Annotated in this window: 16 protein-coding genes; 7 read left to right on the top strand and 9 right to left on the bottom strand. The window is 63.3% G+C overall.

Going from position 1 to position 12,531, the window contains the following annotated elements; translation table 11 throughout:
- From EN914_RS08265 to EN914_RS08230, 8 genes are all read right to left on the bottom strand, one after another.
- Positions 1-814, bottom strand: an 814-nt coding sequence (locus EN914_RS08265) for a peptidoglycan -binding protein (protein ID WP_127389046.1), incomplete at its 3' end; no start/stop codon positions are given.
- Between the two features lies 1 nt (position 815).
- Positions 816-1,841: a MotA/TolQ/ExbB proton channel family protein gene (locus EN914_RS08260; protein ID WP_013529124.1), complete on the bottom strand. Its 1,026-nt coding sequence runs from the start codon at positions 1,839-1,841 to the stop codon at positions 816-818.
- A gap of 104 nt (positions 1,842-1,945) precedes the next feature.
- Positions 1,946-2,632, bottom strand: coding sequence for a hemolysin III family protein (locus EN914_RS08255; RefSeq protein ID WP_027162532.1), 687 nt, complete (start codon positions 2,630-2,632; stop codon positions 1,946-1,948).
- A gap of 122 nt (positions 2,633-2,754) precedes the next feature.
- Positions 2,755-3,555 (bottom strand): inositol monophosphatase family protein, encoded by an 801-nt coding sequence (locus EN914_RS08250; RefSeq protein WP_013529126.1) that lies wholly within the window; start codon positions 3,553-3,555, stop codon positions 2,755-2,757.
- Positions 3,556-3,640: 85 nt separating this feature from the next.
- Entirely contained in the window at positions 3,641-4,207 is a 567-nt protein-coding gene (efp, locus tag EN914_RS08245; protein WP_013529127.1) for an elongation factor P, read from the bottom strand.
- Between the two features lie 174 nt (positions 4,208-4,381).
- Positions 4,382-5,422, bottom strand: a complete 1,041-nt coding sequence (locus EN914_RS08240) for a tetratricopeptide repeat protein (RefSeq protein WP_024502914.1) — start codon at positions 5,420-5,422, stop codon at positions 4,382-4,384.
- Position 5,423: 1 nt separating this feature from the next.
- Positions 5,424-6,071, bottom strand: coding sequence for a thiamine phosphate synthase (locus tag EN914_RS08235; protein WP_024502915.1), 648 nt, complete (start codon positions 6,069-6,071; stop codon positions 5,424-5,426).
- 134 nt (positions 6,072-6,205) lie between these two features.
- The gene (locus EN914_RS08230) at positions 6,206-7,123 is read right to left on the bottom strand and encodes a DMT family transporter (RefSeq protein WP_024502916.1); all 918 of its coding nucleotides are present in this window, start codon (positions 7,121-7,123) and stop codon (positions 6,206-6,208) included.
- A gap of 135 nt (positions 7,124-7,258) precedes the next feature.
- Here EN914_RS08230 and EN914_RS08225 point away from each other — a divergent pair, with 135 nt between their 5' ends.
- From EN914_RS08225 to EN914_RS08215, 3 genes are all read left to right on the top strand, one after another.
- A complete protein-coding gene (locus EN914_RS08225; RefSeq protein WP_013529131.1) occupies positions 7,259-7,738 on the top strand; it encodes an Lrp/AsnC family transcriptional regulator in 480 nt (159 codons plus the stop codon).
- Positions 7,739-7,803: 65 nt separating this feature from the next.
- Positions 7,804-8,532, top strand: a complete 729-nt coding sequence (locus tag EN914_RS08220) for a bifunctional 2-polyprenyl-6-hydroxyphenol methylase/3-demethylubiquinol 3-O-methyltransferase UbiG (RefSeq protein ID WP_024502917.1) — start codon at positions 7,804-7,806, stop codon at positions 8,530-8,532.
- A gap of 118 nt (positions 8,533-8,650) precedes the next feature.
- Positions 8,651-9,421: a sulfite exporter TauE/SafE family protein gene (locus EN914_RS08215; RefSeq protein WP_024502918.1), complete on the top strand. Its 771-nt coding sequence runs from the start codon at positions 8,651-8,653 to the stop codon at positions 9,419-9,421.
- A 34-nt stretch (positions 9,422-9,455) separates the two neighbouring features.
- On the opposite strand, the gene EN914_RS08210 is transcribed toward EN914_RS08215, so the two are convergent.
- The gene (locus tag EN914_RS08210; RefSeq protein WP_024502919.1) at positions 9,456-10,007 is read right to left on the bottom strand and encodes a DUF2269 family protein; all 552 of its coding nucleotides are present in this window, start codon (positions 10,005-10,007) and stop codon (positions 9,456-9,458) included.
- Positions 10,008-10,339: 332 nt separating this feature from the next.
- On the opposite strand from EN914_RS08210, the gene EN914_RS08205 reads away from it, so the two are divergent.
- The 4 genes from EN914_RS08205 to EN914_RS08190 form a co-directional block, all read left to right on the top strand.
- Complete coding sequence (locus tag EN914_RS08205) at positions 10,340-10,720, top strand: hypothetical protein (RefSeq protein WP_013529135.1); 381 nt, start codon at positions 10,340-10,342, stop codon at positions 10,718-10,720.
- 448 nt (positions 10,721-11,168) lie between these two features.
- Positions 11,169-11,702, top strand: a complete 534-nt coding sequence (locus tag EN914_RS08200; protein ID WP_024502920.1) for a DUF1465 family protein — start codon at positions 11,169-11,171, stop codon at positions 11,700-11,702.
- A gap of 75 nt (positions 11,703-11,777) precedes the next feature.
- Positions 11,778-12,287 (top strand): crossover junction endodeoxyribonuclease RuvC, encoded by a 510-nt coding sequence (ruvC, locus tag EN914_RS08195; protein ID WP_024502921.1) that lies wholly within the window; start codon positions 11,778-11,780, stop codon positions 12,285-12,287.
- Between the two features lie 61 nt (positions 12,288-12,348).
- The coding region (locus tag EN914_RS08190; protein ID WP_164778685.1) for an AbrB/MazE/SpoVT family DNA-binding domain-containing protein at positions 12,349-12,531 on the top strand (183 nt) is incomplete at its 3' end.

The following is a 12,531-nucleotide window of genomic DNA, read 5'->3' as shown; positions in this document are numbered from 1 at the left end:
CGGTATGGCCGTCGACGCGCAGCACCCAGTTGATCTCGGGCGGGATTTCCTTCTGCAACTCGATGATGGCGTCGGCGAGTTTCTTCATCTCGACCTTGCCGGCATCGTTGATCACCTCGGAGCCCGTTGGGAACAGCACTTCCGACTGGAAGACGAAGCGGTCGCCGACGATGCGGATGTTCTCGCGGTCGGCGAGGATTTCGCGCAAACGGCCGAAGAAGTCGGAGCGGTAGCGGTTCAACTCCTGCACGCGCTGCGCCAGCGCGACGTTGAGGCGGCGGCCGAGATCGGCGATCTTGGTGTTGGAATCGCGGTCGCGGATTTCGGAGACGTTGAGCGCATCCTCGAGCGCGCCGATCTGCTTGCGCAGCGCCGCGATCTGCTGGTTGAGGATCTCGACCTGGCTCAGCGCCTGCTGGCTGATCTGGCGCTGGCTGTCGAGTTCGCCGCCGAGCGCCGCTGCACGCTGGTTGGCGGCGTCGCCGGCACCGGCACCTTGCGCCAGCAATCGTTCGAGCCGGCTCTTTTCCGCTTGCGCGGCCGACAGCGACGCCTGCAGATTGGCCAGGGAATCATCCTTGTCCTGCGCCGTCGAGCGCTCCAGCGCCAGCAATTGGGTCAGTTCGTTGATCTGCGAGTTGAGGCGCGAGAGCGCCGTATCCTTGCCGGAGATTTCGCGTCCCAGCAGGAACTGCGCCAGCACGAAGACCGTGAGCAGAAACATGATCGCCAAAAGCAGCGTCGACAGCGCGTCGACGAAGCCCGGCCAGTAGTCGATGCGGCGATCGGTGCGCCGGCCCCTGGCGAGTGCCACGTCAGTGCACTCCGGGCTTCTTCAGGGCATCGGCGATCTTTTCCAGCGTGTTGCGCATCGCCTTCTGCTCGTCGGACTGGGCCTCGACCCAGTCGCGCATGATCTGCTGTTCCGAGCGCATATTCTTGACCAGGCCGGAAATGCCGTCGGCGAGATTGGCCATGGCGGTGGCGACGCGCGGGTTGGAGCCGCCGCCATTCTCCTGCATCGAGCGCAGCCGTTCCGACAGCACCCGGATCTCGTCGGAGGATTCGGTTTTGGCCGGGTCGGCGACGACGATGTCCGACGACAGGTCGGTGACCGAGGAAAGCCAGTTTTCCAGTTCGGTGTAGAAGCGCGTCTGGGCGCGGCCGGCCTGCAGGTCGAGGAAGCCGAGCACCAGCGAGCCGGAGAGGCCGAACAGCGAGGACGAGAAGGCGGTGCCCATGCCGGCCAGCGGCGCCGAAAGCCCCTGCTTCAGGGAATCGAGCACCGCGGCGGCGTCACCGGTGCCGGGATCGAGCGATTCGATGGTTTCGCGGATCGAGCCGATGGTGTTCAACAGTCCCCAGAAGGTGCCGAGCAGGCCGAGGAACACCAGCAGGCCGACGAGATAGCGCGAGGTGTCGCGGCTTTCGTCGAGGCGCGTGGCGATGGAATCGAGCATGGTGCGCATCGAACTGGTCGAGAAGGCCATCGCCGAGGAACGGCCGATCATCGCCTTCATCGGCGCCAGCAGCACCGGTTCGGTCGTCTCCGAGCCGGCACGGAAGGAGTTGACCCAGCGCACTTCGCGAAACAGTCGCCCGACCTGGGCGAAGGCCAAAAGGATGCCGACCACCAGCACGCCGACGATCAGGCCATTGAGGCCGGGATTGCTGCCAAAGGCGGTTGAGATCTGTCGGGTGAGGATGGCGGCGATGAAGGCGACGATGACCAGGAAGATCACCATGGTCAGCAGAAAGACCTGCGGGCTCGATAATTTATGTGGGTCGTAGATCAGGACATCAGAACGTCTGCCCATGCCGAAGGATCTGAGAAAAGCCATCCGTGCCCCGTTTCCGATGCCGCCGCCGATCACGTAAACCGCGACTCTAAACGGAATTGTGACCAAATTGAATGGCGCTTGGCAATATTGCCGCGTCGATAGTGTCAGAGGCGATTGATGACCAGACAGTCGACCATGGCGGCCAGATGCAGGCTGGCGCCGGTGACGACGAAACCGTGCCACAGCGCATTGTGGAAGCGCAGCCCCTTCCAGGCGAAGAAGATGACGCCGCAGGAGTAGACGATGCCGCCGGCAACGATCAGCGCTATCGATGTCGTCGGTAGCGTCTGGACAAGCGGCTTGACCAGGATGATGCCGCTCCAGCCAATGGCGAGATAGAAGCCGATCGCCAGCCGGTCGAAACGGCCGGGAAAGAACACCTTGATGGCAATGCCCAGCGCTGCCGCGGTCCAGACCAGCACGATCATCCAGCGCGCCAACGGCGAGCCTTCGAGCTGCGCCAGGAAAGGCGTATAGGTCGCGGCGATCAGCAGATAGATCGCGGCGTGGTCGAAACGCCGCAACACCCATTTTGCCGGCGACGAGACCGGCCACAGATTGTAGGTCATCGACACCGAGAGCACGGTGAGCAGCGAAACCACGTAGAAGGCGGCGGCGATGTATTCGCCGGGTCCGACACGAAACGCCGCCAGCGCCAGCAGCGCGGAACCGGCCGATATCGCCAGCACGATGCCGACCGCGTGGACGATACCGTCGGCGATCATCTCGGCACGCGAATAGTGCCAGCGTCCGATGAACGGGATATCGGGGTAGGGTTCGTTGTCTCTCACTAAGCCGGGTTCCTGCGCCGCGCCCTCCAATCTGGGCGCATGCCGGCCAGTATTTCAAGCTTCCGTTGCGGTTTTGCGACTGCGGCGCATCAGCGCGGCGGTTTGTCGGCGCGGCTTGCCTGTCAACGAGAGGAGAGCGGCTTCTTCACGACCTTGAGCAAAGCGCGCTGGATGATCTCGTTGCCGGCGACGACCGAACCGTTGTCGAGCATGTCCTGGCCGCCATCCATGTCGGAGACGAAGCCGCCCGCCTCGCGGATCAAAAGCAGCCCGGCGGCGATATCCCAGGCAGACAGGCCGGTTTCCCAGAAGCCATCCATGCGGCCGGCAGCGACATAGGCGAGATCGAGCGATGCGGAGCCGAGGCGGCGGACGCCGGAAACCTCGGCCATGACGTTGCGCAGCTCGACGAGGAAATTGCCGTGGTGGCCGCGGCCGAGATGCGGCATGCCGCAGCCGATGACCGTGTCGACCAGCTTGATGCGGCCGGCGACGCGCAAGCGGCGGTCGTTCATGAAGGCGCCGCCGCCGCGTTCGCAGGTGTAGAGTTCGTCCATCGCCGGATTGTAGATGACGCCGGCAACGATCTGGCCCTGGCGCTCCAGCGCGATCGAAACGGCAAAGAGCGGAATGCCGTGCAGGAAATTGGTGGTGCCGTCGAGCGGGTCGACGATCCAGCGATGCTGGCCGTCGTCGCCTTCGACCACGCCGCGCTCCTCCATCAGGAAGGAATAGCCGGGCCGTGCCTTGGACAGTTCGGCGAAGACGATGTCCTCGGCCTTGCGGTCGGCCTGGCTGACATAGTCGCCGGGGCCCTTCATCGAGACCTGCAGGTTCTGCACTTCGCCGAAGTCGCGCGACAACGAGCGGCCGGCCTTCATTGCGGCCTGGACCATGACGTTGAGAAGGGCTGAGCGTGCCATAGTGCTTTTTCCCGGTGCTGCGCTTTAAATTCTGCCTCGATGCATGTCGGTGACCCGGAACCGGGCCACTGTTGGGCGACATGCGTCAGTCGGCGCGGCGCACGTAAGTGATTTCGTTGGTGTCGACGATGATGCGTTCGCCGGCGCCGATGAAGGGCGGCACCAGGACGCGGATGCCGTTCTCCAGGATCGCCGGCTTGTAGGACGATGCCGCCGTCTGGCCCTTCACCACCGGGTCGGCCTCGGTGATGGTCAGCGTCACATAGTCGGGCAGCGAAATGCCGATCGGCCGCTCTTCGTAGAGCTGGACCGTTACCATCATGCCGTCCTGCAGGAAGGCGGCGCGATCGCCGACGAAATCCTTGTTCAATTCGAGCTGCTCGTAGCTCTGGGTGTCCATGAACACCAGGGCGTCTTCCTGCGCGTAGAGGAAGGAAAAATCCTTCAGGTCGAGCCGGATCTGTTCGACCGTCTCGGCCGAGCGGAAGCGCTCGTTGAGCTTGGTGCCGTTGATGAGGTTCTTCAGTTCGACCTGATTGTAGGCGCCGCCCTTGCCAGGCTTGACGGTGTTGGTCCTGACCGCCACCCAAAGGCCGCCATCATGCTCGATGACATAGCCGGGACGGATTTCGTTGCCATTGATCTTGGCCATGATGAGATGATCCGGAATGATGCCTACGGCCACGCCGTCGGTAAGGGATATTCGCTGGGAAAGCGATTTCGGGCTCCCAAGACCACAAATCGCCAGAAGAGGCAAGGGAGCGGGCAGGTTGGTGCCAGGCGAGGGCAGCCGAGGTGACACTCGCAATGACCGCGCGGGCCGCCGTCAAGGCAGCCGGTTGGCCTTCTGCAGCGCCTGCTTGGTCTGGTCGTCGTCCAGCCCCTGCAGGAAGTCGTCCATCTGCGGATCGATGAGGCCGGCGCGGCGGGCAATGATGTACCAGGCACCGGCAAGGACCAGGTCCGGATCGGTGCCGATGCCTTGCATATAGAGCTTGGCCAGGCGGTTCTGGGCGGCAACATTGCCGCCCTCCGCCGCCTGCTTCATCCAGCCGAAGGCGGATTTCAGGTCGCGCGCACCGCCGCGGCCTTCGATCATCCAGGCGGCGAGATCGATTTGCGCGGTGTCGTAGTTCTGCCTTGCGGCCTGAGCCAGCAGGCGCCTTGCCTGGGCATCGTCGCGTGGCTTGCCGCCGACACCGTTGGCGTAGATCTGCGACATTGCATATTGCGCGTCCGCGAGGCCGGTCGCAGCGGCGCGTTCATAGTAGGAGACCGCCTTGGCCATACCGGCGTCGCCGGGGTCCTGCTGGACCAGCATCTGCGCGAAATTGAATTGCGCCAGCCGGTTGCCGGCTTCGGCTGCGGCCTGCATCAGGGCGTAGGCCTCTTTTCCATCCTTTTTGACATAGCGGCCGTCGAGCAGCATCAGCGCATACTGGAACTGCGATTCCGGCACACCCTGTTCGGCGGCCAAGGCGTACCATTTCGCCGCCTGCGCCGAATTGACCGGTACACCGAGACCTCGCGACAGGATCTCGGCCACCAGGGTCTGCGCCGCCGGGTCGCCGTTTTGCGCCCGGACCAATGCCAGATTGTAAGCTGTCTTGTAGAGGCCGCGCTGAAAGGCGCCATAGGCCGCGTCGGCGGGTTTTGCGCCGAAGCGGTCGGGATTGACGGCGTCGGCCGACGGCAGCGGCACAGGTTCGGCCGTGGTGGCGGGCTGCGGCAACGGCTTGTCGATCGGCTTATCGGCGTGGACGCCGATTTCCGGCTTGGGCTGCGGCAAGGGGATGGTCTCCGCGGCCGCCGCCTGGACCATCAGCACCGCAAGCAGAGCCTGGAGGGGAAGCGTCGCCGATGACATTTCAGTCCTCGAAGCGCGGCGCAGTCTCGTCGAGCAGCGCGTTGGCGGTGGCGACCGCTGTCCTGGGGTCGGTGCCGTCGGCGAACACGGCGCTCGACAGCGCCACGAATTCAGCGCCGGTGGCGCCCACGGCTTCGACCGAGGCGATGTCGGATCCGGCCATGACGATGCAAGGGATCTGGATCATGTCCGCCCACCATGCGCCGAGCGACAGGTTGCGCGGGTGCGGTTCGGGCTTGTTGTCGTAGCCGAAGCGGCCGAAGAAAATGTAGTCTGGCCGCGTCTCGCCAAGCTCGAGCGCATCGTCACGCGTCTTGGCGCCTCCGGTGCCGACCATCATCTTTGCCTGGAAATGCTCGATCGTCTCGGCGAGTTCGGCCTTGGAGACTTCGACATGGATGCCGTCGGCCTGGACGCGGCCGGCTATGCGGGTGTCGCCGGCGATGATGACAGCAACGCCGGCGGCTTGCGCTGCCGGCACGATCCGTTCGGCGAAAGCCTGGAACGAGGCTTCATCCATGCCGTTCTCGGGCAGGATCAGCGAAGCGACATCGCCACCATCGAATGCCGCGACAATACGGGCCGCCGGCACGCCGGGCGGCGCGATCAGCACGATGCGACAGCGATTGGGGGGCGTTGCTTCATTCATGGTTCTTCGGGTCCCGCGTTTCGCCTATGCCGGGCGAAGATGGTTGGATTGCGGCATAGAGCAAAGTGCCCGCCTTGAACAGGCGGGCAGCCGGGATCGCGATGTTTGATCCGCCGGGCAGCCGGCGGGCCGCTTCACTTGATCGGGTGCGGGCTCGCGACGGGCGGTTTGCCCTTCCACAGCGTCCAGCCGAGATTCATGCCGGCGGCGGCGATCAGGATGGCGGTGGCGCCGACGACCTGGCTCAGATGCAGCCGATGGCCGAAGGCGACGACGTCGACCAGGATGGCGACGACGGGATAGATGAACGACAGCGATCCCTGCAGATGCGTCGGCAGCTTCTGGATGGCGCCGTACATCAGGATGTACATCAGGCCGGTGTGGACGATGCCGAGCGTCGCCAGCATGGTCCAGCTCCAGGCATCGGCTGGAAGCCGGGATAGATTGGCGAACGGCGCCAGCATGACGACGCCGACGCAGACCTGGATCAGCGCAATCAGATGCGGTGGCGTGCCCTTGAGCTTCTTGGTGACGATGGCGGCGACGGCCCAGAAGAAGGCCGCGGCCAATGCCATGACGATGCCGGTGAAATAATCCGTGCCGGCCATGCCGGCATTGGGGCCGGCATCGGGAGCCGACTGCACGATCAGCACCATGCCGGCGAAGGCGATGGTCAGCCAGGTCAGCTTGGTCAGGCTCAGCCGCTCGGCGAAGAAGAGCGCGCCGAAGCCGACCAGCATGAAGGGCTGCGTGTTGTAGACGGCGGTGGCGATCGAGATCGACGCGCGCGAGAAAGCGCTGAACAGCAAAAGCCAGTTGAAGACGATGGCGACGCCGCCGAGCGCGGCGATGCCGATGATGCGCAGCGACAGCCTGTTGCGCAGCAACCCCAGCCCGGCGCAGATGATGAGCAGCGTCAGCGCCCCGAAAGCGCAACGCCAAAACACCACATCCATGATCGGCTGGCCGGACAGGACGACGAACCATCCGATCGTTCCCAGGATGGCCATTGCGGCGGACATTTCGACCGTGCCGCGTACTGTCTCGTTCACAACAAACCTCCGTATCGGTTGAGCCGCCATAATCTCATGCGGTCGCGAAGCTTTCCATCAGATTGGAAAGGGTGTATGGCCTATTGGCCTAATTATATTAGGGGAAAGCTCCCAGCTGTCGGGAAAAGGAAAAAGATGCTGGACGATCTCGACCGAAATCTCCTTGAAATCCTGGTCAAGGATGCGCGGACCTCGCTGAAGGAGCTGGCCGCCCAGGTCGGGCTGTCGTCGCCAAGCGTTTCGGAGCGGCTGCGACGACTCGAGGAGCGCGGCGTCATCCGGGCGTTCACCGTCGAGATCGATCCGCTCGCGCTCGGCTATACCTTGCAGGCGATCGTGCGCATCCGGCCTCTGCCGGGGAAGCTGCACATCGTTCAGAAGCTGATCGAGGACATCCCCGAATTCGGCGAATGCGACAAGGTGACGGGCGATGACTGCTTCGTCGCCCGGCTGTTCGTACGCTCGATCGGCGATCTCGACGGGATTCTCGACCGTATCGCCGACAAGGCGGAGACAAGCACCGCCATCATCAAGGCGCAGCCGATCCGGCGGCGGCCGCCACCGCTGGACGCGGCTGCTTCTCGGGATAGGGCAAAGGTCTTGCATGCCTCCTGATCGAGCCGGGTGGAAAGCCGGTGGCCGCTTGGTTAGTGTGCCGACCAAATGAGACCGAGACTGTCATGGCGCAGAACATATACGACCGTGAGGATTTCTTCGCAGGCTACAGCCAACTCGGCCGTTCGGTCGAAGGGCTGGAGGGTGCCGCCGAGTGGCCGGCGATGCGCGCGATGCTGCCCGATGTCGGCGGCTTGAGGGTCGTCGATCTCGGCTGCGGCTTCGGCTGGTTCTGCCGATGGGCACGCGAGCATGGGGCGGCGCAGGTGCTTGGCCTGGACCTGTCGGAGAAGATGCTTGCCCGAGCAAGGGCCGCCGGCCCGGATGCAGGGATAAGCTATGAGACGGCCGATCTCGATCGGCTCAGCCTGCCGGAAGCCAGCTTCGATCTCGTCTACAGTTCGCTCGCCTTGCACTATGTCGAGGATGTGTCGCGTCTGTTCGGGACCGTGCATCGGGCCCTGGCGCCTGGCGGGCATTTCGTCTTTTCGACGGAACATCCGATCTTCATGGCGCCGACCAAACCCGGCTGGGTGATCGATAGCGAAGGCCGAAAGACGTGGCCTGTCGACCAGTATCTGGTGGAAGGACCGCGCAGCACGGACTGGCTGGCCAAGGGCGTGGTGAAACATCACCGCACGATCGGCACCACGCTCAACGCTCTCCTGCAGGCCGGCTTCACCATCGCGCATGTCGAGGAGTTCCGTCCGACATCAGAGCAGATTGCGGCCAAACCCGAACTGGCGGAAGAGCTCGAGCGGCCGATGTTCCTGCTGGTCTCGGCGCGTCGGTAGGCACAGGCCTGCGTCGGCCCGCATGTGCGGCCGCCACGCTCATATTTGCTGTCGCTCCGCCCGATATTCTGGGCTATTCAAGCGTCGACACGCTTTCCCTCCGGACCAGTCCCCTCCCATGTCAGGCCTGCTTCTCGATCCGTGGTTCTATGCGGCCGCCATTCCGGCGGTCATTCTGGTCGGCCTGTCGAAGGGCGGCTTTGGCGGTGCCGTCGGTTTCGTCGGCGTGCCGCTGATGGCGCTGACCATGCCGCCGGTGCAGGCGGCGGCCATCCTGCTGCCGATCCTGTGCCTGATGGACATCGTCTCGGTGTGGACGTGGTGGGGCGTTTACGACCGCAAGATGCTGGTCGACATGATGCGGGGCGCCGTCATCGGCATCGGCCTTGGCTGGCTTACGGCGGCACTGGTGACCGAAGAGGCGGTGCGGCTGATCGTTGGCGCCGTCGCCATCATCTTCGTCCTGCGCTGGCTCTATCTGCAGTTCCGCCACGGCGCCGATCACGCGGCCGCGCCAAACCGCGTGGCCGCCGCCACCTGGGGCACGGTCGCCGGCTTCACCAGCTTCGTTGCCCATGTCGGCGGTCCGCCCTTCCAGGTCTATGCCTTGCCGATCCGTCTCGATCCGAAAGTTCTGTCGGGCACCGCAGCGATCTTCTTTGCCGCCACCAACGCGCTGAAGCTGGTGCCCTATTTCGCGCTCGGCCAGTTCGACACCGCCAATCTGACGGCATCGGCGGTGCTGATGCCGCTGGCGCCGCTGTCGACCATCGCCGGAGCGTGGCTGGTGCGCCGCATGCGGCCGGAAACCTTCTATCCCTTCACCTACGCAACCGTCGCGGTCGTGGCGCTGAAGCTGCTGTGGGATGGCATTGTCGGCCTGATGTAGAAAGGCCGCCGCGCAGCCGCCCCGTCATTAGGGGTCAGGCGGCGCTTGGCACCAGACGACGGTTGCCGCCAAAAGCCAGTGTCGCGCCGACCATAACGACCAGCACCATGCCGGCAAGGATGCCGATGTCATGCACGGTCGGTTTGAGCACCATGTCGGCAATGATCACCAGCATCACCGCATAGTCGAAACGTGCCGCGCTCATCATGCGCTGGCCGATGGCAAGAACCTCTGGCGTGACGCCCTCCTTGGCGATCATTGCGCCCATGCGCTCCCCGGTCGGCTTGAAGATGAACATGCCGATCGAAAAGGTCGTGGCGTATCCCGCCAGGCCGATGACTACCCACAAATCGGAGAAGCCGACCCAGAACCAGCACATGATGAGGCCGAAGATCAGCGTCAGCATCGACATCGGCGCAAAGAACCTGCCGCCCAGCTGACCGCTGGCGCGCATTGCCTGCAGCTTTTCCTCGATGTTGCCCGCGCGCTCGGCAAGCATGCCCAGCAGGAACAGTACGAAGCCACCGCCGACCCACAGAATGGCGGTAGTGACGTGGAGGAATTTGACGATCGAGTACCAGTCCATGGGTTGCTCCTGCAGTGTCCGGTCAGGTTTGCGGCGGCGCTGATTTGCGCCGGCCGTCAGAGGAGCGGGCGTTTAGCGTGGCGCCTGTTTCGGAACGATGTCGCGAAAAATCCGGCTCTGTTTCAGCTTACGGCCAACGCGCGAGGTCGCAGATTGTGAACGCATTATCTGATTTTCTGCTAATGTACGAATCGTCGGGATGGGGTTGGCGCGACATCGTCTGGATACGCTGCCGATATTAGTGCGCCAATGCCGGGAGCCCGGTGGCGACAACAATCGCCTGACGATCAACCCATTCCCGCAAGCGGGAAAAGGCAATTCGGGGGACCATTATGCAAGGGATAGCACGGAATTTCTTCACGCTGGCCATCATCTATTCGCTGTGCGGCATGGCGCTCGGCCTGTACATGGCGATCAGCCAGGATCACGGCCAGATGCCGACCCACGCCCACACGATGGTGGCCGGATGGCTGATGTCGGCGGTCTTCGCCTTCTTCTACCATTTGTTTCCGGCAATCGGGCAGAAGACGCTCGCCACAGTTCATTTCTGGCTGACGGCGGTCAGCGGCATCGGCCTGCTGATCGGCCTCTATTTCCTGCTTGCCGGCAATGCCGCGATCGAACCGCTGGTGGCGGCCTCCTCGATGGGCTTCTACGCAGCCATGCTGCTGTTCGCCTTCATCGCCTTGCCGGCGGTCTGGAAGACCGCTTGAGCCGAGCCTAAGGGAAGGTGAGGCTGTGCCGGCGGTCTGGAAGACCGCTTGACCGAGCCTGACGCAGGAGATGCTGTGCTGTTACGGCACAGTATGGCGGCGTTCGGTCAAAAAACATCCGCACCGTTAAGGCTTCATTAAGCTTTACAGGTGTTTACTATGTTCATCCAGTGATCTGGATTCTTACCGAGTGGTTGGAGCCACTTTGTTTGACGCCTCCCTGTTAAACTCCTGAGAGCCGCCTTATCCGCGGCTCTTTTTTTGTCTCGATTTCTCTTTTTTGTCCGCACCCCAGCGGGGCCGCCCGACAGGGGTGCCGTTAACCTTCTGTTAAACATGTGCTTGCCTTCACCGGTGACGAAGCGCATTTTCAAGCTTCAGTCAGATAGGGTTCCGGGTGTATCGGCAGGGAGCCGAATCGGCCGGTTGCAAGTGCAGGGGCGTATCAATGAACGAGCCTTCGAAGGGCAGTGCGAAAACCGTCAAGCTGGCGGAACGCCGGGTTTTCTCGCAATCCTTCAAGCCGCTTTATCAGGAAGGCATGGGTCTGGTCGAACAGGCCGCCGAATATCTCGACGGCAAGGGCCGGGCCGAGGCGAAGAAGCTGTCGCGGCTGGCCGCCACGCTCTACGCGGCCGAATCGATGCGGCTGACCACCAGGCTGATGCAGGTTGCCTCCTGGCTGCTTTTGCAGCGCGCCGCCAATTCCGGCGAGATGACCCGTGACCAGGTGGCATCGGAAAAGTCCAAGGTGCGCCTCGACACCGCTTCCGCCCATGACGAAGCCGCCGGTTGGGCCGAACTGCCCGACGATTTCCTCGACCTCGTCACCCGCTCGCTGCGCCTGCAAGCGTTGGTGCGCCGCATGGACGACGAGATCTATGGCTCCGGCGCCATGGTCGACATGCAACCGATGGCTCGCCGCCCCAACCCGGTTTCCGACCAGATCAGCCTGCTCAACACGGCTTTCGCTCGGGGTTAGACCGCGGTCCGCCTTCTGTTTCCGGTTTGTTCACATTTCGCTGGCATCGCTGTCCGCCGGAGGTAAACTCGGCAAATGGCGGAAGCGATTCGCATCATCGGTATCGATCCCGGGCTTCGGCGCACCGGCTGGGGCATCGTCGAAAGCCTCGGCAATTCGCTGCGCTTCATTGCTTCCGGCACTGTGAAATCAGACGATAAGGCCGCGCTGGCAACGCGGCTGTGCCAGCTGCATGACGGGCTTGCCGAAGTCCTGCATGCCGCCATGCCGCACGAGGCGGCGGTCGAACAGACCTTCGTCAACAAGGACGCCGTGGCGACGCTGAAGCTCGGCCAGGCACGCGGCATCGCCATGCTGGTGCCGGCGCGTGCCGGGCTTGTCGTTGCCGAATATGCGCCCAACGCCGTCAAGAAGGCGGTGATCGGCGTCGGCCATGGCGACAAGAAGCAGATCCACATGATGGTGAAGGTGCTGTTGCCGAAAGCCATTTTCGATACCGAGCATGCCGCCGACGCGCTCGCCATCGCCATCTGCCACGCGCATCACCGGCAAAGCGTGGCCTACCGGATGGCACTCGCTGGATAGCGATGTTCTTGACTTGTTCACCGGGTTGGAATAATCCTTACTTGTAAGAAAGGGGTGTTTCATGCGTGTGACGAGCAAAGGTCAAGTGACAATCCCACGGGATCTGCGGGAGACATTTGGGATTGGCGCCAACAGCGAAGTCATCTTCGGCATCGAGGGCGGCAAGATCACGATCACGCCGAAGCATGACAAGGGGCGGTTGGCCGACCGCGAAAGACTCGATCGTTTTCTTGCTGCGCTCGAT

Origin of the sequence: Mesorhizobium sp. M7A.F.Ca.CA.001.08.2.1, from assembly GCF_003998455.1 — a bacterium.
GTDB classification, from domain to species: Bacteria; Pseudomonadota; Alphaproteobacteria; order Rhizobiales; family Rhizobiaceae; genus Mesorhizobium; species Mesorhizobium ciceri.
The sequence above is the reverse complement of the archived record's forward strand: the minus strand, read 5'-3'. Positions and strand labels throughout refer to the sequence as shown.